The organism is Shewanella sp. WE21, from assembly GCF_002966515.1.
Taxonomy (GTDB): domain Bacteria; phylum Pseudomonadota; class Gammaproteobacteria; order Enterobacterales; family Shewanellaceae; genus Shewanella; species Shewanella oncorhynchi.
The window spans coordinates 74635-99644 of the sequence record NZ_CP023019.1 but is presented as its reverse complement, the minus strand read 5'-3'; the positions used below and the strand labels follow the sequence as shown (position 1 = coordinate 99644).

The window sequence follows — 25010 nt, the reverse complement described above, 5'->3', positions numbered from 1 at the left end:
TGTTGGCGAATGTCTTAGGTGCAAACAGATGAAGTTAACTTATGTCGGTTAAGCTTGACGAAGCGTCGACTGCTGGCGATCTCAGCGCGCATATCTGTGATTTTTTGGCTGCGCAATCCTTAGCGCCTGACAGCAAGTTAGTACTGGCTTACAGTGGTGGGGTTGATTCCGAAGTCTTGGCCTTTGGTTTAAGCCAGTTTGCACGGCAACATCCGGAGTTTAATTATCAGCTAGTGTATGTACACCATGGCCTAAGCGATAACGCTGAGGCTTGGGCACAGCATTGCCTTGAGCGGGGCCAGTATTACGACCTGCCCGTGACGGTTGAGCGAGTCGCGGTTAATCGTGGACCAAGATTGAGCCTTGAAGCCGAAGCTCGAAAAGTCCGTTATCAAGCGATTGAACGGCATTTAAGCGAAAATGATGTGTTATTGACAGCTCACCATGAAGACGATCAGCTCGAAACTATTCTGCTGGCGCTCAAACGTGGTCAAGGCCCGAAAGGGCTGGCGGCCATGGGGCAAGTACAAGCATTAGCACAAGGCAAACAATTGCGGCCGTTATTGGATATCAGCCGTGAGCAGATTGAAGCCTACGCAAAACAGCAGGGCTTAGTGCATATTGAAGATGAAAGTAATCAAGACGATAAGTACGATCGAAATTTTTTACGCTTAGAAATCATTCCCCGCTTAAAAGCGCGTTGGCCGAGTATTGCGACAACTGCGAGTCGAAGTGCGGCATTGTGCGCCGAGCAACAGGCGACGCTGGATTTACAGGTGAGTGAACGTTTACCTTTATGGTTAACCCAAGCGCCTTACCATACTCAAAGTGTATTCAAGCTCGATGGTTTTGCCGAACAGTCAGCCGACTGGCAAGCGTTACTCTTGCGGGGTTTTATTGAATCCCAAGGTTTTGCTTTGCCCTCAAAGGTGCAGCTTAAGCAAATCATCACTCAGCTTCTTAACGCGAAAGACGATGCTAAAGTGCATATTCGAGTGGGTGAGTGTGAAATCCGCCGCTTTGCTAATCAAGTCTATTTATTCCAGTATCAAACTCATAAATGTTACACTCAGTCTGTGAGTTGGACGTTACCACAGCATGACTTTATTTCTTTATTACAGGGAAATAGTACCGAATTAGTCGTGTCGCCTGAGGGCTTAGCGAATGGTGAGCAGATTAGGCTGATAGTGACAGAACAAGGTCCCAGAGTCCGCTTACCTTGGCCTGATGAAGTGGTCAGTGTGCGTTATCAACTAGCGGGACAATTTCGCTGCCACCCGCATTCTCGGGGTAAGGGGCGAGAATTAAAGAAACTGTGGCAAGAGTTTGCCATTCCGCCTTGGGTACGCGAAAAGGTGGGGTTTGTGTTTTATGGCGAGCAACTGGTGATGGCAATTGGACTGTGGGTTGAAAAGGGCTTTATTGTTGAGTCGAATGGACTTGGTTTACAGGTGTTTGTTGAGGAAGCAAAGGAATTCTAGTCGAGAGTTAATCTTGGAATATTGGTGTGTTCTAGGAAAGCGAGAGGAGAGTGGAACGCAGCGCGTCAGTTTGATTTAGACCTTTATGGGGTACGCGCTGCGAGTGAGTTATCGCATTTCATTTGGCATCCCTGCGCGTGTTAAACTAATTGATTTTGGCTGAGTTTATAGCAGTTACGTCCGGCGGCTTTGGCTTGATAAAGCGCCTTATCGGCAAGTTCATAAAGTTGTTCGGCTTCAATGGTATCGTGTGATTCTGCCGCCCCTAAACTACAGCTCACCCCAAATTGATTGAAACTACTGTGCTGATTGATTACCGAGACAATCCGTTCACATAACAAGCCAGCCGCATGAATATTGCCTTGGACAATAATGACGAATTCATCACCACCAATCCGGAAGGCTTGATCTGTGTTGCGTATGGTTGCACGAATGATGTCACCAAATTCCTTCAGAATATAGTCACCACATTTATGGCCGAATTTATCATTAAGTTGTTTAAAGTTATCAAGATCGAGCACTATGAGAGCGACTGCTCCTTGTTTTCGATGGGCTCTGGCGGTCGCATTACTGAGACTCTGACTGTAATAATGGCGATTGCCTAAGCCAGTGAGCGAGTCAAACATAGCTTGCATCGACATTTCTTGATATTGCAACGCATTTAATAAAGGTTGCAATAACAGCGGTTCAATATCCTGTAAGTTTGAGGTTTGTGATGGCGTAAATGGCGTCACCAGTTGGTACTGTATCGTTAATGGCATTCCTGCACACATGAGCTGTCGTTTGACGCTGATACCATAACGTTTGCCCCAGCTGAATTTGTGCTCGCCATAGGTTAAGCGCACGCCTTGGATCGGCAAGTGTTGTCCCAGCACTTTGCCATAGCAGGCAAAGACTGTCCTAGGATCTAAACTGGCGTGCAGTTGTTGGATCACTTGTATTAAGTCCAATGGATTATCATTGGGACTGTAATGTTCTGTTTGATAGCGATATTCGTCGGGATACAGTTCGGTCGCTAGGCCAAAGTCCATAATCATCACTCCAGCAAATGTTAGTGCGATACATCTCTAACCTAGTCTAAGCAAATACCGTGCCGCAATATTTGTTAATAAAATTTGTCTTTGTTAGTCATTCAGTTAAGCTTAAAACTGAGAGTTAGATTTTTTGACACGTCAGCATTTTGACAGGAGTCATAGCGCCCAATGGAACATAGCTTTTTAATCCAAGTATTACTTATGCTCGTGATTGCCATTGTGGCCATTGCTGTGCTGCGCCGTTTGGGCCTACCCGCAATTCTGGCTTATTTACTCACAGGGGTCGTGAGTGGCCCGAGTGGTTTTCACTGGTTTACCCAGCATCAAATGCAATCTGTCGCCGAACTTGGCGTTGTGCTGCTGATGTTTACCTTAGGCTTAGAGTTCTCTGTGCCGCGGCTGTGGGCCATGCGCCGGACTGTATTTGGCTTAGGCAGTGCGCAGATGGTGATCACTACCCTGTTGGCCATGGGCGTGGCCCTATTGTGCGGCCTGAATTGGGTTGAAGCCTTGGTTATCGGTGCTGCCATCGCGTTGTCATCTACTGCTATTGTCCTCAAATTACTCAATGAGCAAGGATGGCTGAGGCGCCGCCACGGCGAACTCTCCGTCAGCGTGCTTTTGTTCCAAGATTTAGCGGTTGTGCCGCTGTTGATCCTATTGCCATTACTGGCCAATGGCGGCGAACCTTTGATGGTCGCGGATATCGCCTTTGCCTTGCTCAAAGGCATATTGGCTTTTTTCCTCTTAATGGCGTTTGGTAAGTGGGCACTGCCGCGGATATTTGATGAGGTTGCGCGTTCTCGCTCCAATGAGCTGTTTGTATTATCGACCTTAGTCGTTGCGCTTGTCACTGGGGCTTTTACTCAGTGGCTAGGATTATCTATGGCGCTGGGGGCATTTATGGCGGGTATGCTGCTGGGAGAAAGCCAGTACCGCCGCCAACTTGAGGCGGATATACGGCCTTTTCGTGATCTATTGATGGGGCTGTTTTTCATCTCCATTGGCATGATGCTGGACTTTACCTTAGTGATGCGTTTCTGGTGGCAGATACTGCTGATCTTAGTGGCGGTTGTGCTAGGTAAGGCGCTGATCATTCATGGCATTTTAAGATTAGTAGGCGAGCCTTTTCGAATTGCGATGAGTACGGCTATGAGCTTAGCTCAAGTGGGGGAGTTCAGTTTTGTGGTATTGGCTTTAGCGGTCAACTATCAACTTTTAAATAATGAGATCAGTACCATATTAGTCATGGTCGCCGTGCTTTCCATGGCAATAGCTCCTTGGTTAGTTCGTCATAGTGTGGATATTGCTAAGTGGGCGCTGGGGATCCGTCAGGCAAAGCATGTGGATGAAGCTGTGCCATTGATGATGGATGATCATGAGCTGGTGGTGATTTTTGGTTACGGCCGAGTAGGACAAACCATTGCCCGTTTTTTAAAAACTGAAGCTGTACCTTATCTGGTATTGGATCTCGATCCAACGCGCGTCACTGAAGCGCGTCGTGCTGGCGAACCTATTTATTTCGGTGATGTGTGTAAACGGGCAATTTTAAAACAAATGGGCGTTAAACAGGCCAAGATGATCGTTATCACTTTTTGTGAGTCACGTAGTTTAGAAGAAGTCTTACCTTTATGTAAATTATTGGCACCAGAGGCTAAAATTTTAGTTAGAACCAAAGACGACAGTGATCTAGACTTGCTTAAAAAGGCGGGAGCTAATCAAGTGATCCCTGAGTCTTTAGAGGGGAGCTTGATGTTAGTATCGCAGGTACTACACCAATGTGGTGTGCCATTGGCACGGATCCTAAAACGGCTAGAATCTGAGCGGCGCAATCATTATCAATTTTTACACGGCTTCTTTTCCGGCACAGAAACTGATTTTACTTTAGAGTCATTGCATGCGGTGGCATTACCGCGTGGGGCTGATGCGATTGGTAAAACCGTTGCCGATATCCTGTGGGAAACACTGAAAGTAGAGTTAAGGGCGATTCGTCGCAATGGCGCCGAAGTGGAACATCCTGAGCAGGACTGGGTTTTTCGTGCAGGGGATATCTTAATGATAGTGGGTAAACCACGGCGACTTGAGAAAGCTGAGGCTAAGCTCCTACATGGCTAAAGGCCTGAGGTTCACTCTTTTGAGATGGATGAAAATGCAGATATAAAAATGCCGACATAGTGTCGGCATTTTTGTCTGGAACTTGTTAACTTAAATTAGACAAAGTCTAATTACAGAATAACTACGTTCGCAGCTTGAGGACCTTTTTGGCCTTGTTCGATGTCAAAAGAAACCTTTTGACCTTCAGCAAGAGTTTTAAAGCCTTCTGAAACGATTGCGCGGAAATGAACGAATGCGTCAGCGCCACCATTGTCAGGAGAAATAAAACCAAAACCTTTATCTTCGTTAAACCATTTAACTACACCAGTAGTTTTAGACATGAATGTCTCCAAAATTTTCAAACAAATAATTCGCAATTATGCGGTATGTTAGCCAGAAATAGAATTATTTACATTGATGATAAGTTATGAGTGGAAAGCTTCATGACAGCAAAAAAAATATTACAGGCGTAGCGAAGGTTTTCAAATACATAATATTGCTTATAAATAGGTCTGAATCACAGGCCGGAGTGCAGATTAACATACTCTAGGGGTTTGTATAGTTTTATTTTTAAATGTCTCTCATATTGAAACTGCTTTTTTGCGATTTATTGAGTGAGAAATTAGATATAGCTCTTAATATTCAATTTCTTATATTGGCTTTTGATTGTTGTCTAGTGTGAAAATATTTTTTATGTTTGCCACGAGTGACTTGCGATTAACCTTTTAATCCGTTCCATTAGGCTTAAATGCGGCTTGTATGCTTAGGTAAGGATTCTGTCATGATTCGTTACGTTATTGAATTGTTGCTTATTTGTGGTTAATGGTATTCTCGTCATCCAATAAAAACGTGCTTGAGCTATGGATTCAGGGCGATAACTTTAGATTGAATATAATAAGAATGGAGAATGACGTTGAAAACAGTACTAAAACGGATTGGACTTGGCAGCTTAGTCTTAGTGCTGTTATTAGTGGCGCTGGCCGCCCATGAATGGTTAGCGAAAAAGCCGTTTTTCTTTCGCGCGTTTTTAGATCGAAGTGTGGTCAAGATGGCTTTCGAAAGCCCTGAGACCTTAACCTCATTGGGTTTCTTAGAATCGGTAGGGATTACAGGCCATAACGCCGAGTTGGATGATGATAGTCCAGAGGCGATGGATAAGACTTTCGCGCAAGTGCGAGATCTGCGTGAAACCCTATTGAGCTATTCCGATGCGGATTTAGATGAAAATCAACGTATCTCCAAGGATATTGCCCTATATCTTGCCGATTTCGCGCTGATCTCTGAGCCCTATCGTTACCATAACTATCCGCTGAATCAGTTGTTTGGCGTGCAAAATGGTTATCCAAGCTTTATGCAAGCGCAGCACCAAGTGCATTCTGTGGGCGATGCTGAAAACTATCTGTCGCGTTTACAAAAGGTGAAACTTAAGTTTGCGCAAACTCTCGAAGGCTTAAAAATTCGTGAGGCTAAGGGGATTATCCCGCCAAAGTTTGTGATTGAGCGTGTTCTGACCGAGATGAATGAGTTTGTCGCGATGCCAGTGCAAGACAATATTCTCTACAGTTCCTTCAAAACTAAATTGGCTGACACGGATATCAGTGCCGATGAGCAAGCACGGTTATTGGCAGCGGCGGAAGCGGACATTAAAGGTTACGTGCATCCAGCGTATCAATTATTTATCGACTACCTTACCCAGCTACAAGCCAAAGCTGGGACGGATGATGGTTATTGGGCGCTGCCAAATGGCAACCTTGCCTATGAGCAATTGCTGAAGTTCTTCACGACCACCAATTACACTGCTGATGAAATCCATGCCAAAGGGGTCGCTGAGGTGGATCGCATTCAAAGTGAAATCATGACTATCTTCGCCGCGGAAGGTTACGATGTGAGCCAAGGTTTCTCGGTCGCGATTGAAGCATTAGCCGCCGATCCTAAATTTTACTACGAGGATAGCGATGCGGGTAGGGCGCAAATCTTGGTTGATTATCAACATATTCTTGATGAAGTGAATGCGGGACTCGGTGATGCCTTCCGTATTCGACCCGAAGCGGGCATGGAAGTGGTGCGTATTCCTGAGTTTAAAGAGAAAACAGCGCCAGGTGCCTATTATCAGCAGCCCGCGATTGACGGTAGCCGTCCAGGGCGTTTCTATGCCAATTTATATGACATCAAGGCCACGCCTAAATACGGTATGCGCACTTTAGCCTACCACGAGGGGATCCCTGGGCATCATTTCCAAATTGCAGTGGCGATGGAGTTAGAAGGTATGCCACTTATTCGTAAGATGGCGCCTTTTACGGCGTACATTGAAGGTTGGGCTTTATATAGCGAACGTTTGGCTTGGGAGCTTGGTTTTCAAAAGGATCCCTTTGATAATATCGGTCGTTTGCAGGCAGAGTTGTTCCGCGCTGTGCGTCTAGTGGTAGATACAGGTATTCATCATAGCCGTTGGACTCGCGAGCAAGCGATTGACTATATGAAGAAAAATACTGGCATGTCCGATCGTGATGTCACGGCTGAGATTGAGCGTTATATCGTTATGCCAGGTCAAGCGACAGCTTATAAAGTCGGTATGATGAAAATTCTCGAACTGCGCGAAAAAGCCAAGTTGGCCTTAGGTGATAAGTTCGATCTCAGGGATTTCCACGATGTAGTTCTGAAGAATGGTGCAGTTCCTTTGGATATCTTAGAAACATTAGTCGATCGCTACATTGCTGATAAAAAAAGTGCTGATACAAAAAACACTGAGGCCAAAGCCACAGACGCTAAAGCGCAAGTTTAGCATTTGGTTGTAGCAGTTAACGCTCACTCATTGATAATAAAGTATTATTTATCAATTGCTTTGCTCTTGGTAAAGCCCATACCCTGTCTGCGAATAAGTGTGTTCTCTTATCTTGCAGGCAGGGTGGGTTTATCGATAGAGGCTATCATTCTGGCTTTCGGCCAAGGCTTTCAATACAATCCCACACAACTTATTGATAAATGTCGCGCGGCAATGGCTTACTATTGCTCGGAGTTGATATTTTTAGTTTCAAGGTTTTTACATGAATCGCTTGTCCCCCCAAGATCCTATCCAATTGACTCGAACCACGATTGAGTCATTATTCACGCCGCCAACCTTAATGCGCGCCCGTGATTATGTGATGAAAGGACGGGTGTTGAGCGCCAAAGCGAACGCCGATTTTCGTCATATTGAAGGTCGTGTCATGGGGACGGAATCCCAGCCCTATCGGCAGGATATTCGCCTTGTCAGCATGAACCATAAGTTGATCATGAATGGCTTCTGTTCATGTCCCGCCACTGGGCATTGCAAACATATTGCTGCCGTACTTTACAGTTTACTGAGTGATAGAACCGTTGAAGATCAACGTATTGCTCAGTGGTTACATCTGCTAGACGAAAGTGATGATCTCACGGTTTCAAATGTTGATTTACTCTACGACGATCGCGTGCTGTACGTGTTATCTAAAGATGATAACGGTGTGTTTCTTGAGCTAAGAAAAGGCAAGTTGGCAAAGAATGGCGGCTATAACAAAGGCTCGAAAATCGCTTTATCCGACGTGCAATATTACATGCCCGCTTGGATTGGTGCTGAAGACGTGCTCATCATCAATCTCATCATGTCAACCCGTCGCCATGGTGCCTCGCGTCTGTATCTTAAAGCTCAGTTAGGTGCCATGGCACTGGAAAAAATGCTCGTCACTGGGCGGTGTTTTTGGGAGGAGAGTCGTTTACCGCTCACCCGAGGTGAAGCGAGCAAGCCTGAATTCATTTGGCTAGATAAGGATGCCGAGCATAAACAAATGCAGTTAATGCTGCCCAATAAAGACAATTGGGAGCTTATCCCCTGTGAGCCACCGACTTATATCGATTTAGATTATTTTAAAGTGGGCGCATTGGACACTGAGATCAGTGTTGAAAAGCTGTTATTACTCAGTCAGATGCCGCCAGTGCCTAGCTCACAGATTGAACTGGTGAGCCACAAACTGATTAAGCATTTTTCGGCGAAAACGGTACCTACGCCTGCTTTGATTGATTTTGTCGAGCTGCAAGTGCCGCTTCAAGTTAGGTTGACCTTAACCTCGCAGGATTTACCTGAGTTTGCTATGGCGCAGCCATTAGTGCTGCTGGAGTTTGTCTATCAAGACGTGGTGCTCGGCGGCCAATATCCCGACGAGCCCTTGTCCTTAGTCACTCATCAAGGCAAAACCTATCAAGTCGTGCGTCAACTCGATGCGGAAATGGATGCGATTAATCGTCTGATGGCATTGGAACTGGTGGAGCTGGCGCCTTCTTTTATCCCTAACAGTGGCAGGTATGTCAGTATTTGGGGGTTAGGTTCACTGCCTGAAACGATTGATGCTTGGTTGCACTTTATTCAACAGGAAATCCCGGCGCTAGAGGCTTTAGGTTACCAAGTGCATTTTGCCGACAATTTCAGCTTAAATGTCATTGAGACTCCGCTGGCGATTGAGCTGGATGATACGCAAGAGGGTTGGTTTTCTCTGTCACTGAATGCTGACATCGATGGTAAAATAGTGCCTATGCTGCCCTTAATTGCCACTTGGCTTAAGCAGTACGGTGAGCCCGCCGATGATGCAGAACTGCTGTTACCAAGCCCAAATGGTGATTGGTTAAAAGTCAAAGCCAGCGTGATTAAGCCGCTGATCAGCATTATTTTAGAACTGTTCGATAGCCACAAAGGCAACAGCGTGTCTTTGCCTAAATACCGTGCCCACTTATTAAATGATTTTGCCGACAGTGATATTCGTTTGCTTAATGGTGAACGAGTGCGCAGTTTAGCGACTAAGCTCGAAAATTTTAACGGTGTGTTAGAGGTCACAGTCCCAGACAACTTAAATGCTGAGTTACGCCAGTATCAACAGCAAGGCTTAAATTGGCTCTGTTTCTTAAAGGAATATCAGCTTGGCGGTATTTTGGCCGATGATATGGGGCTGGGTAAAACCATTCAAACCTTGGCTTTTTTACTTAAGCAGCAAGAACTAAAATCCACGGTGGCAAGTTGTTCACCGAGTTTAATTATTTGCCCAACGAGCTTGGTGGGTAATTGGGCGAAAGAAGCCGCGAAATTTGCGCCATCGTTAAAGCTAGTCGTTATTCATGGTGCTTTACGCAAGCCTTTGCTCGAACGCTTAAATGAGTTTGATATTGTGGTGACGACCTATCCGCTGATCGTGCGCGACAGTGACTATTATCAACGGCAGGTGTTTGAACATATCGTGCTGGATGAAGCGCAGCAGATAAAAAATGCGCAGGCGAAAGTGACTCAAGTGATTAAAGATCTTAAAGCGCCGTTTAGATTGTGCCTGTCGGGTACGCCGCTTGAAAATCACTTAGGCGAACTTAAGTCCTTGATGGATTTTAGTTTGCCAGGATTACTCGGTACTAATGCTTTTTTTAACAAATCCTTTAGGTACAAAATCGAACGTTATGGGGATATGGAACAAGCGCAAATCTTGAGTCAACGGATTGCGCCTTTTGTGCTGCGTCGAACCAAAGATGAAGTGGTCGGTGAATTACCCCCTAAAACCGAAATTTACCAGAGTTTAGAGTTAGAAAAAGATCAGCGTAATCTCTACGAGAGTATTCGACTGGTGATGGAGAAAAAACTGCGGGATTTATTTGCCACTCAAGGCGTTGGTAGCAGTCATATCGAGTTTCTCGATGCCTTACTTAAGTTACGCCAAGCCTGCTGTGATCCGCGCTTGGTGAAGTTAGAGCAAGCGCAGAAAGTGAAGAATAATGCTAAGTTAGACTGGCTAAAACAGAACTTGCCCGAGATGGTGCAAGAGGGACGTAAGATATTGATTTTCAGTCAGTTCACTAGCATGCTCAGCCTGATTGAAGCTGAGCTGGTGGACTTGGGGCTCGATTACAGTAAGCTCACCGGACAAACTCGCCTGCGTCAAGCGCAGATAGATAAGTTCCAAGAGGGTGATACGCCTGTGTTCTTAATCAGCTTAAAAGCGGGCGGCACTGGGCTCAATCTCACCGCGGCGGATACTGTGATCCACTATGATCCCTGGTGGAATCCTGCGGCGGAAAAACAGGCTACGGATAGAGCCCATCGTATCGGCCAAGATAAGCCAGTGTTTATCTATAAGCTGATTGCAGAAGGTACAGTAGAAGAAAAAATCCAAGAAATGCAGCAGCATAAGCAAAGTCTGGCGGACAGTATTCTCGAAGGTAAAGGCAAGGGCACATGGCAAGGAAGTGCCGATGAACTGTTATCGCTTTTTAGCTAAATAGTGGCCAGTTTTTCTAAATTGATTGAATCATTTGACTGAGGTGAACCATGCAGTACCAAGTCGACACTCATACCCATACTGTGGCTTCGAGCCATGCTTATAGCACGATTCATGACTACTTAGCGGTGGCAAAGCAGAAGGGGATTCGCCTATTTGCCACCACAGATCATGGGCCTGCGATGGCCGATGCGCCGCATTTTTGGCACTTTGTGAATTTAAGAGTTTTGCCACGTATGGTTGATGGCGTCGGGATTTTGCGGGGTATCGAAGCTAATATCAAAAATATCGACGGCGAGATTGATTTCTTTGGTGATTATTTAAAGCAGCTCGATATTGTGCTCGCAGGATTTCATGAGCCCGTCTATCCTCCGTCAGATAAAGCGACTCACACAGAGGCCATGATTAATGCGATTAAGAGCGGCAAGGTTGATATCATTACTCATCCGGGAAACCCCGCCTATCCAATTGATATTGAAGCCGTTGCCCGCGCCGCTGCTGAATACGGTGTGGCGCTCGAAATTAACAATTCCTCCTTTGAAGTGTCCCGTAAGGGCAGCGAAGCCAATTGCACTGCGATTGCCAAAGCGGCCAAGGAATTTGGCACGATTTTAGTTATGGGCTCTGATTCCCATGTGGCTTTTAGCTTAGGCGGTTTTGCGCGGGCGCAAGCGATTATCGATGAAGTGGCTTATCCGCCATCACGATTACTCAATCGTAGTCCTTCAGCACTCTTAGCCTTTTTAGCCGCCCGTGGCCATGAAACCGTTGCTGATTTGATCCCCTTATTCAGTGACGATGAGCCATGCTGTTGATTAGTGATGAAAATAGTGGCAACTAAAGTGACGCCACTTCAATGCGGGGCGGCGAGTGCCACAGACGCTAACACTCCTCAAGTGGTGTTAATCACTGGTGCGAAGAGTCAGCTCGCTCAGGCCTTGCTGAGAGTCGCTGCCGATATTGGTGAGCTAGCCCCAAATACCAGCACAAGTACAAGTACAAGTGCAAACTCAGTCGTACCACTTAAGCTTTATGCGCTAAGTCGTAGTCAGTTAGACATTACCGATGCCGCCAATATTGCTGCCGTGTTTATTCAATATCGACCAAGCTGGGTGATCAATTGTGCGGCCTATAATGCAGTGGATGCTGCTGAGCATGATGCAATCGAAGCGAATGGCGTGAATGCACTCGGCCCTGAGTTATTGGCGCAGCAATGTTGGCTGTCGGGGGCGCGCCTACTGCATGTGTCGAGCGATTATGTGTTTGGTGGTCATGCTGTTTGTGATGTTAGAGAAACTGGCGCTGAGCAGTATCAAAATCTAGACTCAGCTCCAAATCATTTACCAAGGCCATTTGTTGAACTTGATGCTCCCGAGCCGTTGTCTGCTTACGGTATGAGTAAGTTGCTTGGTGAACAGAAGGTATTAGCCATCTTGGGGGAGCAGCGCGCAACGATTGTGCGTACCTCATGGCTCTACGGTCAAGATGGGCATAATTTTGTCCAAACCATGCTGAACTTGATGTGCACTCAACCAAGCTTGCAGGTGATAGTCGATCAAATCGGCTGTCCGACGTGGAGTGATGCACTCGCTAAGGTGATTTGGCAATTAGTCATGCAACAGTGCTCGGGCGTATTTCATTACAGCGCTCAAGGCCAATGCAGTTGGTATGAATTTGCCTGTGAAATCCAGCGACAAGCCCTAGCGCTAAATCTGTTAAGTCTGCCAGTAGTTATCCAGCCGATTACCAGCGCTCACTATGCTAAACAAGCATTAAATCGCGGCGTGAGTTTGGCAAAAAGACCGAGTTATAGCGTGTTGAATAGTGCCAAAGTGCAGTCCACTTTGGCTGTCAATACCTTACTGACCATGCCTGATAACGTCGTATGGCAAGATTGGCGTCAGCAACTGAATTGCATGTTGCGACGCTATCATGACGACAATTAACGTGACTCACATTTGGGTTTAGGCAGTTTTAATCAGGCGTTAAGCGTTTACGTCATCGCAGTGATTAACGCTTTCGAAAACAATAAGCCCGCCAATAATCAGATTTAAGCGACAAATGTAGACTATCAATATGAAACATAGGCTGTGAATACGAATGCAGCTGGACTTAAGCCTCTTCTCAGCGCCAATGGCTTGCCTTAGTATCGTAATCACTTTGTGTATCTGTGGTTTTGTGCACCGCGGTTTAAGCCGTGAGTCTTAGTCTATTTTGCTTGATGTATGATGAATTTGTTCTAAATTCCCCTTGGATGACAATGGCATAATGCCAAGATATTTAATGCATTAAGGAAGTTTCAGTGACAGACAAGACGACAATAGCGCAGACATTGACCAAACAAGATCTACTGCAAGTGGTCGCGATTGCCAAAGCGGCGGGCGATGCCATCATGACGGTTTATGGTCAAGATGACTTTTTGGTGAGCCATAAGGGGGACGATAGCCCTGTGACGGCCGCCGATTTAGCCGCGCACCACGTGATAGTGGCGGCATTGGCAAAGCAGTTTGTCGGTATTCCTATTATGTCTGAAGAAGCGGCGGATATCGCGTGGGACGTGCGTCGTCAATGGCAAACCTATTGGTTGATTGATCCTTTAGATGGCACTAAGGAATTTATTAAGCGCAATGGCGAGTTTACCGTCAATATTGCACTTATCCATCAAGGAGTTGCTATCGCAGGTGTGGTATATGCGCCTGTGCTCGATACGTATTATTACGGCGCTAAACATTTAGGTGCGTGGCGCCAACAAGCGGGTCAAGAGAGCCCCTTATTGGGCGCCAACACGCCACGCGAAATGCCGATGATTGTCGGCAGTCGCTCGCACTTGAGCCCAGGCTTAGCGCAATATTTACAACAGTTTGGTGAGCATGACATCTTAAGCGTGGGTAGCTCGCTTAAGTTTTGTATGTTGGCTGAAGGCTGTGCCGATCTGTATCCCAGACTTGGCCCTACCAGTGAGTGGGATACTGCGGCGGCGCAAGCTGTGCTCGAAAGTGCAGGCGGCACAGTTGTCTGTTATGACTCAGGTGAACCATTAACTTATAATCAAAAACCTGACATTTTAAACCCTTACTTTATTGCCACAGCTCCTGGCTGGGTAAAATAACGATTGCCTTGCATCAATCTCACTTGATGAAAGGGCAAGCTAAACACTGGAGTAGTAATTCATGATGCGCATGGGCGTCGATTTAGGCGGAACAAAAATAGAATTAGTCGCACTGAGTGATGAGGGCAATGAGCTATTTCGCAAACGTGTGACGACGCCACGTGACTATCAGGGCACGCTTGCTGCGGTGGTTGATTTAGTTAAGGAAGCGGAAGCGACTCTTGGCGAGAAAGGCACTGTCGGCGTGGGTATTCCAGGTGTGGTATCGCCCTATTCAGGTTTAGTCAAAAATGCTAACTCGACGTGGATCAATGGTCAGCCCCTCGATGTACATTTAGGGGAATTGTTGCAGCGTGAAGTGCGGGTTGCCAATGATGCAAACTGTTTTGCGGTATCAGAGGCGGTCGATGGGGCAGCCGCTGGCGCTTCTGTGGTGTTTGGCGTGATTATTGGTACTGGTTGTGGCGCGGGTGTGGCAATTAACGGCAAAGTTCACGGTGGTGGTAATGGTATCGGCGGTGAATGGGGTCATAATCCTTTGCCTTGGATGACCAAGGAAGAGTTCAATACCACCCGATGTTTCTGTGGCAATCCCGATTGTATCGAGACCTTTATCTCTGGCACTGGCTTTGTGCGTGATTATAATGCGGCTTTGACGGCAGCAGGTACAGTGCGTGCTCCTGCCAAATCAGGTGCCGATATTATGTTGTTAGTCGATGGAGGTGACGCCATTGCGGTTGCTGCGTTTGATCATTATATGGATAGACTCGCACGTTCACTCGCCCATGTAATCAATATGCTCGATCCCGATGCCATAGTGTTGGGCGGCGGAATGTCGAATGTCGCGGCGATTTACCCAAGATTACCGGCATTGCTGGCCCATTATGTGGTGGGGCGTGAGTGTCATACGCCTGTGGTGCAGAATCTATACGGTTGTTCATCGGGTGTGCGCGGTGCCGCTTGGTTGTGGGAAAAGTGATCCATTATTGAAGATATAAACTCAACCAGTGAACTCATTACGCTATGAAATCAACGTCTAGTGATATCGGAGTCTTGTAAATAATAGCCCAGTAAAACGCTGGGCTAGCTTTATGTGCGATGTATTCCCCCCGTATTTTGATGCTATGATTGCGCTCCTTTGGATTGCTTGGCATGGACATCATGTTTTGGGTTAAGAAAGTTGTTTCACAGGGGATGATGCCGATTCCCTTTATCCTATTGTTATTACTGATTTCTTTTCTAGTATGGCGCCGTCGCAGTATGGCGAAATACTTAGTATCCTGCGCTTTTTTTCTCTTACTGTTTTTAAGCAGTCAACTGAGTGTGAATACCTTAGTGCGGCCATTAGAATCAGCTTACCCGATTAATTCCTCGCCCATCACAGGCGCTTGTTTTGTGATGGTATTAGGTTCAGGGCATGCTGATATAGCGGGAGCGACGGCGGTGCAATCCTTATCGGACGTCGCCCTTACAAGGTTAACTGAAGGAATTCGGCAACTTAAGTTGGGTCAAGAGTGTATGTTGATCGTCAGCGGCTGGGGCGGTGAACTCACTCAATTTTCCCATGCTGAAATGATGGCTAAAGCCGCGGTAGAGCTAGGTGTTGATAAAAGCCGAATTATTCAATTTCCACTGGCGCGCGATACGATTGAAGAAGCGCAATACTTAAAGTGGGAGTTAGGGGAGGAGCCCTTTCGCTTAGTCACATCGGCCACTCATATGCCAAGGGCGATGGCTATTTTCGCCGCTAAAGGCTTACAGCCATATGCTGCCCCAACGGATTTTATTGGCCGAGATGATTTTGGGTGGCGGTTAACCGCCGATAATTTAGTGGCTTCTCAACGGGCGATTCACGAATACATTGGCCGTTTGTGGTTATGGATAAAGGCAGTAAGTTAAAGGTGTGGTTTGCCGAGTTCAGTCTAAAGATAGTGAGTTTTAACAGGAATATGAACAATGACAATTGAGTCAGAAATAGTATCAGTGCGTCCTTTATCGAAACGAAATGGGTTAACCTTAACTTGGCTGGGAGGCTTAAGTCTGGTGCTGGGTTTGGGACTGTTTCTGACGTGGTCGGCCTTGTTTGCTGTTGGTTTGATGTTTTTTAGTTTGGGAGCGATTTCATTAATTCTCGGTTTAGCCAAGGTATATGAACCGGAAACGACTCTAGCATTAGATGACAAGGGGCTGACCTATTTTCATCGCCGCGGCAAAGTGTCTATCGATTGGGATAATATTCAGCGGGTCGATATTCCGCGGGTGACTAATGGTTTAGATACTATAGAGTTATCTTATTTAGGCATTAAACTGAAACATTTAAATCCCATTCTCGATAATATTTCCCTGCGTCTAGCAACAGGATTATTAACTGAACAGCGACCTTTGCTGGTGACAGCCGCCTCTCAAGATGCAGACTTAGCGACTTTAGAAACTTATCTCGGCGCTGAGTTTGGCCCTTTAGTGATTGAAGGGGATCGTTATCGTGGCGTATTGGCTATGTTTGGGCATCGCTGCGTGATGTTAGATACGCGTTTAGGGTATCACTTGTATATTCCCCATGACAGTTTAGATAGGGAACCTAAGGACTTTATTAAGTTACTTAGACAACGTATTGCACAATGTAGCCGCTCAGCTGGTTAAGTCTACAATCTCAATTGAAGATCATCAGCAATAAAAAAGGGGACCCTAGGGTCCCCAATGAGTTGCAGAGATTAAAGTTTGGGTTGTGCAGGGGCAACCCAAAGGTACTAGTGTGCTACCTCTGCGTGTACCTTATCTACACCGTAGGTTTTACCTTCAGCATGACAAGTTGCGCAAGATTCTACTGGTAAGTTAGGATCTGTCATTGCGTCAGCTTCAACCACAGCACCGTTACTTCTAAAGTGAGCGACAGCCGCTGCATCAGAGTGAGCGTGACAGCTACGGCATGATTCAGCTACTGGGCTAATGTAGTTGCTACCCACTTTGATTGAACGTTTCTCAGAGGCTAAACCACCGTCAGTCGCAAACAGTTTTGCATCATCTTTGTGACATGCAGAACATGCAGTTTCTGGTGATGGATAACCGACTAATTCACCATTGGCATCGCGGAAGATCCCTGCGATAACATCAAAGTTACCACTGTGGAAGCGGTGGGCGACGGTGAATAAGTCTTTGTTATTGAAAGTGACTTCTGGATTAATGACTTTGCTACCGTCTTCACCTTTAGAAACCACTGTTTTATGGCCTGATGCACCCGTTGTATCGTTGTGACAGTTCATACATTGATCAAAAGTGTAAGTTCCGTGTCTGGTGCCCTTGATATAATCTAAGGTGCCGTGACAGGCGTTACATTTTGCTTCTTCTACGGTAATTCGAGCAGGATCTGTCATTCGAGCTTTAACTACTGCAGAAGCATCTAAGCTATAGAATTTAACAGGAGCAGTGTTACCAATTGGATTTGTTGGGCCAAATTCAAGTCCTGTGGCATTACAGCTACTCACTTTACCTGCTTTGATACAGACGTTGGCTTCTGAACTGACGTAGATAGTACCTACAGCTTGGGCATCGGGAATATCTTTTACGAAGGTTAATACACCATCGGCCAGCGTACCATTTTCAAGCTTAAGAGCGATTGCTGTTGGTTTGACATCTCTCCAAGCATAAACAGTACCATCAGTAGTTACGTTACCCAGTAATAAGCCGTTAGCCACAAACATACCTGTAGGGTTAGTTGTCGCGTTATACACTTTTAAATCGGTTCCGTTAGGAATTGCAGCGCCATTCATGGTCACATTGGCTTTTAATGTCAATGTTTTCATTCCAAGTGTTGCTGAAGTCACCACTGCAGCACTGGTAAAGTCAACTTTGAATAGGCTTGCATACTCAGCGCGTTTACCGACACTGTGTACAGCTTCAGGTGTTAAGCTACCGCTGCCATGGCAAGATTTACATTGAGTATCATCAGCTTGGGCTAAACCAAATTCTGAATGGTTTTCGCCAGTGGTGAAGTTCACATTGATATGACAACCCACACAAGCTTGTGCATAAATATTGGTGTTATAACTTGGGGCACCATCATGACAAGATTTACATTCTTTCAAATCAGATGGGAAACCAACTTCACCGAAATATTCTTTTGCTTCGCCACTTAAGCTGTCACTGATGTGATGACCTGCGTGGATCCTGTGGATCATGGGAGCAAAATCAAATACCCAACCTTCGGCCAGTTGTGCGTCACTTGGAACGAGATCAGGGTTATGGCAAGTTACGCAGTTTTTAACATCTTGGTAGTTATGGTGGGCTTCAATCTTCGCGATATGGCCGTCTACTTCACCGTGACAGTTTTTACATGCCGCACTAGATACTGTGTCTTTACCCGATACACCTAATTCATCTGTTGCAGGGATAAAATCAACGGGTACAGACAAAATCTTGTCAGATAGGACGACACCTGTACTATCGGCGATGTTGTAAGCACGTAAAAAGACTCTGTGTACTGCGTTTGGATTATCATTTGGATTGATGATTGGCGCTGCGCCACCATAAGTCCAAGTTGCTGTGTAAGTGCCTGGCGTCGCTGTATCTTCGGTTAAAGTACAAGCGTTTTTAGTTCCGTTCAGGCCGTTTAGAGTACAAGTTAACGAAGTGCCAGCGGCATTTGCCGTGGCATTATTTTGCCACTCAATCGGTGCGCCAGTACCTGAGGTGTTTTCATTTGCTGTTAAAGAATAAATTGCAATTTTATCCAGTCCTTTGAAAGGGACTACTTTGCCTGCATTTTTACCCGTAACAGTAAATTTAACACTGAAGCCTTCACTGCTGGTTACTTTAATGTCAGCAGGACTTAACGTGAATGCCAGATCTGTAATGGATTGAGCTGTCGTTGCGAAGGAACCCGCAGGGGCTCCGGGTGTACCTGGTGTTCCGGGAGTGCCTGGTGTTCCGGGTGTACCTGGTGTGCCAGGTGCCCCATCTTGACCATCGCTTCCGTCCCCGCAGGCGGTAAGACTTAAGGTACTGACGAGAGCCAGTGCCAGTAGAGATTTATTGTAGTTTTTCATCATCGCGTCCCTTTTTCTATCTATAAGACTGCGTGTGCAGTGCCTCTAATATAGGAGGATTCATCTACTTATAAAGTGGTATTTGCAAATTTGTATCTGATATGTGAACGATGATTTAACACCAGTGAATGGTAATTCTAAACTTTGCATTTTGATATTTTAAATAGTGAAATTAAGCCGCTAGCCTATGATGTGTATCACAATTTCAATCTTTAAACTTAGGTCGAAATGATGAATTCATTTTCGGTTAAGCAAAATGAACGATGTTAAGAGAGCCTAAATCTTAAGTCGTTATCTTAAGGTTTTGAGCACAAAAGCAATGGGATAAGAGGGCGAGGATTTGGGGAAGATATGGCATTTTAAAGTGATTGAATTGTGCCTTGGATAAATAGAAGCCATAGCCCAGTAAACCCACTTAACCCACTTAACATCCATGACGTAAGCTAGGTTGATGAACTTAGTGTGTAATCTATTTTTGTATTAGTGTGTTGGTTCGAGTGCGGCAAGTAAGGAGCGCACGACGAGATCACACTGGCTTTGGCTGTAACGCCGATGAATTGCAGGTTTCTCAATCAGATAATAATGTGGCGCCATCATCGTTTCGTGGAGTCTATTAAGCTCTGTGTCGCTAAGGCGCTTGAGATGTAATCCGGGCATATGTTTAACTGTGTGCATATCAATGCTAGAACAAAAAGCCACACTCTTCATGGTTAATAGATGGGCATACCATTCCTCCCTGTCTATCACTTTCTCTACGGTAGGCAGTAAGATACCTTGGCGCTGGCAAAATAATTCTAAGGGATCGATTTTACTGTTAAAGCCCTTGAGTTCTTGAAATAGAAACGGATGGCGACAAATTTGCTCTAAGGTAATATTCGTCTCAACGTCCCAAAGCGGATGTTGCTTGGCTGCAACGATATAAATGCCATTGATTGAGCCAAGTTTGGTGTAACTTAATTCTTTATTTTCAGCACTTTCAAACGTAATTCCAAAATCAAGTGCACCTGCGTGGATTAACTCAGCGCTATTTTCCTGCCATTTATGTAAGCGTATTTGTCCTAGCTTTTGGGCAAGTTCAGGAGTGCTTAACTGAGGCGCTAAAAAGCTTAGCAGGCCATTACAAGCAGCGATATGCAGCGGTAAGTCGGTATTGATGGCCGCATTTTGTATCTGGATTGCAGATTGTTCGAGGTGATAAACCGATTCAGTAAACTGGCAAATAGCAACGTAGAGACTTTCTGCTAAAGGCGTCGGTTTAAGCCCCTGTTGACGACGATAAAATAGTTCATCGTTAAAGGTTAGGCGTAATGCATTGAGGCAGCGGCTTATTTTGGGGGCAGAAACATCTAGCGCTTTGGCCGCGCTATTTGCGTGTCCAGTGTCGAAAATACTTTTAAATACAAGCAAGGTAAAAACATCGAGTTCACAGATCTGTTTTAGTAATAAGTTGCTCATTTTGTATTTTGCCCTGTATGAGTCTTAAATGTTTTTGCGGCGCTATTAGGGGAGTTCTGTGTCCTTGCGATTACCCGAACCACCGCGATCAAATATCATGATTACTAACTGCCAAGATTAACATTCAGCATGCGGATTAACTGTGATCCCTCTCGGCAAAATAACAATTATTTAACTATTGTAAAGAGGAGAGTTGGGGAGAGCTAGATGAGTAGGCGCTATGTTTAACGTCGAGCGATAAGGAATGATTGAGCTAAAAGAGTGAGTCAAAGTCTGCTCACCTAAGGCGGCGAGCAAACGATTGTGATGCATTTAGGATTAGCGAGATTCTATGACGTCGTTTTGCACGGACGGTAAGTTGAGTGGATCTGCTGTTGTGGTATGGCCTATTGCATGGGAGTAAATGGTTGGTGCATCTTCTTTAATCCGCATCCCGATAAATTGGCCACCCTCAAGGATTTGCATTGAGGTACTTGCCACTTCGCCGTCGACAACACCATTACGTTGGATCACTAAACGCTCACAAATGAGTCTGCCTTTGAAGTGCCCATCGACGATAAATTCATGGCATTTTACTTCACCTTGAATTATACCGCCTTGTTCTATGGTGATATTGGCCTCAGAAAGCAGCTGACCTTGGATATCACCGCCAACAAGCACGTCGCCTGTTAATTCGATATTTCCCGTGAGTTTAGTGCCTCGAGCAATAAAGCTAAAAGAGGTACTTTTTTTAGGCGGGAAAAACAGTTTTTTTACAAACATCATCATAAATTAACTTAATTCGAGAAGGGATTAACTGAGTTCAACAGAGGCGCGATACTAGCTTAAAATCCATGAGAAGCACAGCTCTGCATGTGTTAATGCAATTACAGTGTTCTATCAAGTTGGTCGTTTTATCTCAATGGCTTTGCTAGGGCAAGGAGCTACGCAGGCACCACATCCAGTACAAAGATCAAGGTCTATTTTGGGGCTCGGAGCCTGACCAATACTGAGCACAAAACTGATGGCTCTTGGTTCGCAGGCATCCTTACAACTTTGGCACCAGATCCCTTGAAAGGTTAAGCAGCTTTCTTGAATATGCGCTTGGTATTGCCAAGGTGCTTGAGTCAAATCGAAAATATTTTCAGGGCAAGCCTTAGCACACAGGGTACAAAATGTGCACTCATTGTCCTTAAAGGAGACTTCAGGAAATCCGCCATCACCTTTGATGATAATGTGAGTTTCACAAACCTCAAGACAGGCGGAACAACGAGTACACACATCGGTGAATTCGATATCATCACGCACCCAAGGCGGCCTTATCGCATTATCTTTACGCCGGCTAAAGAGGCTGCGACGGCTGTGATTAATACTTTGAGTCATGTTGCTCCTCGGGTGGTTAATGCTGTAAAGCGATGGTATTTAGAGGGATAAAGAAAAATGGCTTGGGAGATTTCCACAAGCCATTCAAGTTATTAGCCGTTATAACCATTCGGATTGGTTGATTGCCAATGCCAGCTACTGTTGGCCATATCTTCTAGGGTATGAGTCGCTTGCCAGCCAAGATCTTCCCTTGCGTGGGTTGGATCGGCGTAGCAGGCGGCAATATCCCCTGGGCGACGTGGCGCAATTTGGTAGGCAATAGTGTTACCACAGGCTTTTTCAAAGGCCTTAACCATGTCTAATACACTATATCCTTGGCCTGTGCCTAAGTTATAGGTCACTAGACCAGGTTTAGTGGCCAATTTTGCAAGCGCTTTTAAATGACCATTGGCTAAATCCACAACATGGATATAGTCACGCACGCCGGTACCGTCGTGAGTCGGATAATCATTACCAAACACGCTTAAGGCGGTGCGTTTACCCACGGCAACCTGCGCAATAAAGGGCATCAAGTTGTTAGGGATATCGTTAGGATCTTCGCCGATTAAGCCACTGGCATGGGCGCCAACCGGATTAAAATAGCGCAGACGGGCGATATTCCAGCTAGGATCGGCATTGTGTACATCTGCCAGTATATGTTCAACCATCAACTTAGACTGACCATAAGGGTTTGTTGCCCCTGTGGGGAAGTCTTCGGTGATCGGTAAACTTGCGGGATCGCCATACACGGTTGCCGATGAGCTGAATACGAGATTTTTTACCTTAAATTCTGCCATGACTTGGCAAAGGATAAGCGTACCCGTAACGTTATTCTCATAATACTTCAGGGGTTTTGCGACGGATTCTCCCACCGCTTTTAATCCTGCAAAGTGGATAACTGAATCAATAGCATGATCGTTAAACACTTTCTGCAATAACGCTTTATTGAGAATATCGCCTTGATAGAAAGTAACCGATTTACCAGTGATCCGCTCGACTCGGTTTAAGGCTTCTATGCTTGAATTAGACAAGTTGTCCAATACAATCACATCATTACCAGCATTGAGCAGTTCTACTACTGTGTGGGTGCCAATATAGCCAGCACCACCGGTCACTAAAATCGTCATTACTTAATTCCTTTTACTACGGTTTTTAAATAGTGCGCAAAATCTTCACCGATTTCGCTGTGGCGCAGGGCATATTCAACGTTAGCACGCATATAACCTTGCTTGTTACCACAGTCATGGCTCTTACCTTCCATGTAGTAAGCATTTACGGTTTCTTGCTTCATTAACATCGCAATCGCATCCGTTAATTGAATTTCATCGCCTGCGCCCGCAGGGGTTTTAGCCAGTAGCGGCCAAATGCTGGCTGGTAACACATAACGGCCTACAACGGCTAAGTTAGATGGCGCTTCATCCACGGCTGGCTTCTCAACCAGTTCGACTAATGGCTCAGATTCACCCGGTTGTAAATCATGCCCATTCACATCGGCAATACCGTATTGGTTGACGACGTTATGTGGCACGCCTTCCACCATGATTTGACCGACTTGGGTTTCATCAAACAGGGCAACCATAGCGGCTAAGTTATCGCTACGAAGGTCACAGCTGGCTTCATCTATGATCACATCCGGTAGCAATACGGCAAATGGTGCATCGCCGACGACAGATTTAGCACACAAAATCGCATGACCTAAGCCTTTAGCTTGAGATTGGCGCACGCTGATCACTGTTACATCTTTAGGACAAATAGATTGTACGGCTTCAAGTAACTGACGTTTAACGCGGCGTTCTAATTGGGCTTCTAATTCGAAACTGGTATCGAAATGGTTTTCGATAGAGTTTTTACTGGCGTGGGTCACGAGTACAATTTCTTTGATCCCAGCTGCGATAGCTTCACTGACTACATATTGAATCAATGGCTTATCGACAACAGGTAACATTTCCTTTGGAATTGCTTTGGTCGCTGGAAGCATACGAGTGCCTAGGCCTGCGACAGGAATAACGGCTTTACGAATTTGATGTTGTTTCATTGCGAACCTTTTAGGTCAAGGAGATGCGGTTAATGGCCAATATTGTAAATGACCTGCACAGAAAAGCTATTTAGAAACGCTGAAAACTTAGGATATTTAAGTATTTTTACAGCGAAGTCGACGTAAGTTTTAGCAAAGGTAGCACAGAGCATCTAATCCAGCATGGGTGATGTGCACTTGCATGGCGTTTTTAATACCCTTGTAATATTTGCTTTACGTTTACGTCACAGTGGTGGTGCAAGAATAAAGTGTGAGGGAGTTAACAAATTTAAAGGCTTAGATCACTATGGTTCCATGAGCGCTAGCCACTAAGTGAAGACTATGACGAAAGGAACAGAATACATCGCTCACAGAGCTGATGACACAGGGTTTATCAACTACCCGCAAGAAGAACATGAGATTTGGAGCCAGCTTTATGCCCGTCAAGCGATAAACCTGCCTGGCCGTGCTTGTAAGGAGTATTTGCAAGGGCTAGATGCCTTGGTTATGCCAAAGGATCGTATTCCGCAACTTACTGAAATTGATACTGTATTGCAAGCGACCACCGGCTGGAAAACGGCAGCCGTACCTGCGCTTATTTCCTTCGGCCGTTTCTTTGAACTGCTGGCCAATAAAGAGTTTCCTGTGGCGACATTCATTCGCCGTAAGGAAGAGTTTGATTACCTGCAAGAGCCTGATATTTTTCATGAAATCTTTGGTCACTGCCCTTTGCTCACCAACCCTTCATTTGCCAATTTTTCACATATGTATGGCCAATTAGGTTTACATGCCAGCAAAGAAGAAAGGGTGTTTTTAGCGCGTTTATACTGGTTTACGGTTGAGTTTGGCTTGCTACAGCCTAAAGATGGCCCCTTGTGTATCTATGGTGGCGGTATTTTAAGCTCACCTGGTGAAACTTTATATGCAATGGAAAGTGACGTGCCAGAACGTCAGCCCTTTGATTTATTGAATGTGCTACGAACCCCATATCGCATTGATATTATGCAGCCGATTTATTATGTGATTGAGCACATTGATATGCTTGATGAAATTGCCAAAATGGACATCATGAGTTATGTCACTAAGGCACGTCAGTTAGGTTTATTTGCTCCTAAATATCCTCCCAAAGCCAAGGCGAGCTAGTCTCGATTCGATGGATAGTTTGATGTGTCAT

The 25010-nt window shown here is 45.5% G+C and carries 19 protein-coding genes; 11 read left to right on the top strand and 8 right to left on the bottom strand.

The features are described 5' to 3' along the window. Positions 1-41: 41 nt before the first annotated feature. Positions 42-1481 (top strand): tRNA lysidine(34) synthetase TilS, encoded by a 1440-nt coding sequence (gene tilS, locus CKQ84_RS00430; RefSeq protein WP_105249715.1) that lies wholly within the window; start codon positions 42-44, stop codon positions 1479-1481. A gap of 140 nt (positions 1482-1621) precedes the next feature. Here the strand turns inward: tilS and CKQ84_RS00425 are convergent, their stop codons facing one another. Then, positions 1622-2512, bottom strand: a complete 891-nt coding sequence (locus CKQ84_RS00425; protein WP_105249714.1) for a GGDEF domain-containing protein — start codon at positions 2510-2512, stop codon at positions 1622-1624. 171 nt (positions 2513-2683) lie between these two features. On the opposite strand from CKQ84_RS00425, the gene CKQ84_RS00420 reads away from it, so the two are divergent. After that, positions 2684-4630, top strand: a complete 1947-nt coding sequence (locus CKQ84_RS00420; protein ID WP_105249713.1) for a monovalent cation:proton antiporter family protein — start codon at positions 2684-2686, stop codon at positions 4628-4630. Positions 4631-4740: 110 nt separating this feature from the next. On the opposite strand, the gene CKQ84_RS00415 is transcribed toward CKQ84_RS00420, so the two are convergent. After that, the gene (locus CKQ84_RS00415) at positions 4741-4950 is read right to left on the bottom strand and encodes a cold-shock protein (RefSeq protein ID WP_006080998.1); all 210 of its coding nucleotides are present in this window, start codon (positions 4948-4950) and stop codon (positions 4741-4743) included. A gap of 566 nt (positions 4951-5516) precedes the next feature. On the opposite strand from CKQ84_RS00415, the gene CKQ84_RS00410 reads away from it, so the two are divergent. The 8 genes from CKQ84_RS00410 (at position 5517) to CKQ84_RS00375 (ending at position 16624) form a co-directional block, all read left to right on the top strand. Continuing rightward, complete coding sequence (locus CKQ84_RS00410) at positions 5517-7391, top strand: DUF885 family protein (RefSeq protein ID WP_049821732.1); 1875 nt, start codon at positions 5517-5519, stop codon at positions 7389-7391. Positions 7392-7653: 262 nt separating this feature from the next. After that, positions 7654-10875, top strand: coding sequence for a DEAD/DEAH box helicase (locus tag CKQ84_RS00405; protein WP_105249712.1), 3222 nt, complete (start codon positions 7654-7656; stop codon positions 10873-10875). 50 nt (positions 10876-10925) lie between these two features. Beyond that, positions 10926-11690: a phosphatase gene (locus CKQ84_RS00400; RefSeq protein ID WP_028760589.1), complete on the top strand. Its 765-nt coding sequence runs from the start codon at positions 10926-10928 to the stop codon at positions 11688-11690. A 6-nt stretch (positions 11691-11696) separates the two neighbouring features. After that, positions 11697-12821 carry a dTDP-4-dehydrorhamnose reductase gene (rfbD, locus tag CKQ84_RS00395; RefSeq protein ID WP_105249711.1) on the top strand — a complete coding sequence of 375 codons (1125 nt, stop codon included), beginning with the start codon at positions 11697-11699 and terminating at the stop codon, positions 12819-12821. Positions 12822-13177: 356 nt separating this feature from the next. Continuing rightward, a complete protein-coding gene (cysQ, locus tag CKQ84_RS00390) occupies positions 13178-13984 on the top strand; it encodes a 3'(2'),5'-bisphosphate nucleotidase CysQ (RefSeq protein ID WP_028760587.1) in 807 nt (268 codons plus the stop codon). Between the two features lie 61 nt (positions 13985-14045). Beyond that, positions 14046-14963, top strand: a complete 918-nt coding sequence (gene mak, locus CKQ84_RS00385; RefSeq protein WP_028760586.1) for a fructokinase — start codon at positions 14046-14048, stop codon at positions 14961-14963. 218 nt (positions 14964-15181) lie between these two features. Continuing rightward, the gene (locus tag CKQ84_RS00380) at positions 15182-15883 is read left to right on the top strand and encodes a YdcF family protein (RefSeq protein ID WP_028760585.1); all 702 of its coding nucleotides are present in this window, start codon (positions 15182-15184) and stop codon (positions 15881-15883) included. 57 nt (positions 15884-15940) lie between these two features. After that, positions 15941-16624, top strand: coding sequence for a DUF2982 domain-containing protein (locus CKQ84_RS00375; protein ID WP_028760584.1), 684 nt, complete (start codon positions 15941-15943; stop codon positions 16622-16624). Between the two features lie 107 nt (positions 16625-16731). On the opposite strand, the gene CKQ84_RS00370 is transcribed toward CKQ84_RS00375, so the two are convergent. From CKQ84_RS00370 to galU, 6 genes are all read right to left on the bottom strand, one after another. Continuing rightward, positions 16732-19029 carry an OmcA/MtrC family decaheme c-type cytochrome gene (locus CKQ84_RS00370; RefSeq protein ID WP_028760583.1) on the bottom strand — a complete coding sequence of 766 codons (2298 nt, stop codon included), beginning with the start codon at positions 19027-19029 and terminating at the stop codon, positions 16732-16734. A 477-nt stretch (positions 19030-19506) separates the two neighbouring features. After that, positions 19507-20481: a LysR family transcriptional regulator gene (locus CKQ84_RS00365; protein ID WP_105249710.1), complete on the bottom strand. Its 975-nt coding sequence runs from the start codon at positions 20479-20481 to the stop codon at positions 19507-19509. Positions 20482-20799: 318 nt separating this feature from the next. Then, positions 20800-21249 carry a polymer-forming cytoskeletal protein gene (locus CKQ84_RS00360; RefSeq protein WP_049821731.1) on the bottom strand — a complete coding sequence of 150 codons (450 nt, stop codon included), beginning with the start codon at positions 21247-21249 and terminating at the stop codon, positions 20800-20802. 111 nt (positions 21250-21360) lie between these two features. Then, positions 21361-21843 carry a ferredoxin-type protein NapF gene (gene napF, locus CKQ84_RS00355; protein WP_028760580.1) on the bottom strand — a complete coding sequence of 161 codons (483 nt, stop codon included), beginning with the start codon at positions 21841-21843 and terminating at the stop codon, positions 21361-21363. A 92-nt stretch (positions 21844-21935) separates the two neighbouring features. Beyond that, complete coding sequence (gene galE, locus CKQ84_RS00350; RefSeq protein ID WP_028760579.1) at positions 21936-22949, bottom strand: UDP-glucose 4-epimerase GalE; 1014 nt, start codon at positions 22947-22949, stop codon at positions 21936-21938. Next, positions 22949-23857 (bottom strand): UTP--glucose-1-phosphate uridylyltransferase GalU, encoded by a 909-nt coding sequence (gene galU, locus CKQ84_RS00345; RefSeq protein ID WP_028760578.1) that lies wholly within the window; start codon positions 23855-23857, stop codon positions 22949-22951. Before galU ends, galE begins: the two co-directional genes overlap by 1 nt. A gap of 321 nt (positions 23858-24178) precedes the next feature. Here galU and phhA point away from each other — a divergent pair, with 321 nt between their 5' ends. Continuing rightward, positions 24179-24979 (top strand): phenylalanine 4-monooxygenase, encoded by an 801-nt coding sequence (phhA, locus tag CKQ84_RS00340; RefSeq protein WP_105249709.1) that lies wholly within the window; start codon positions 24179-24181, stop codon positions 24977-24979. Positions 24980-25010 lie beyond the last annotated feature (31 nt).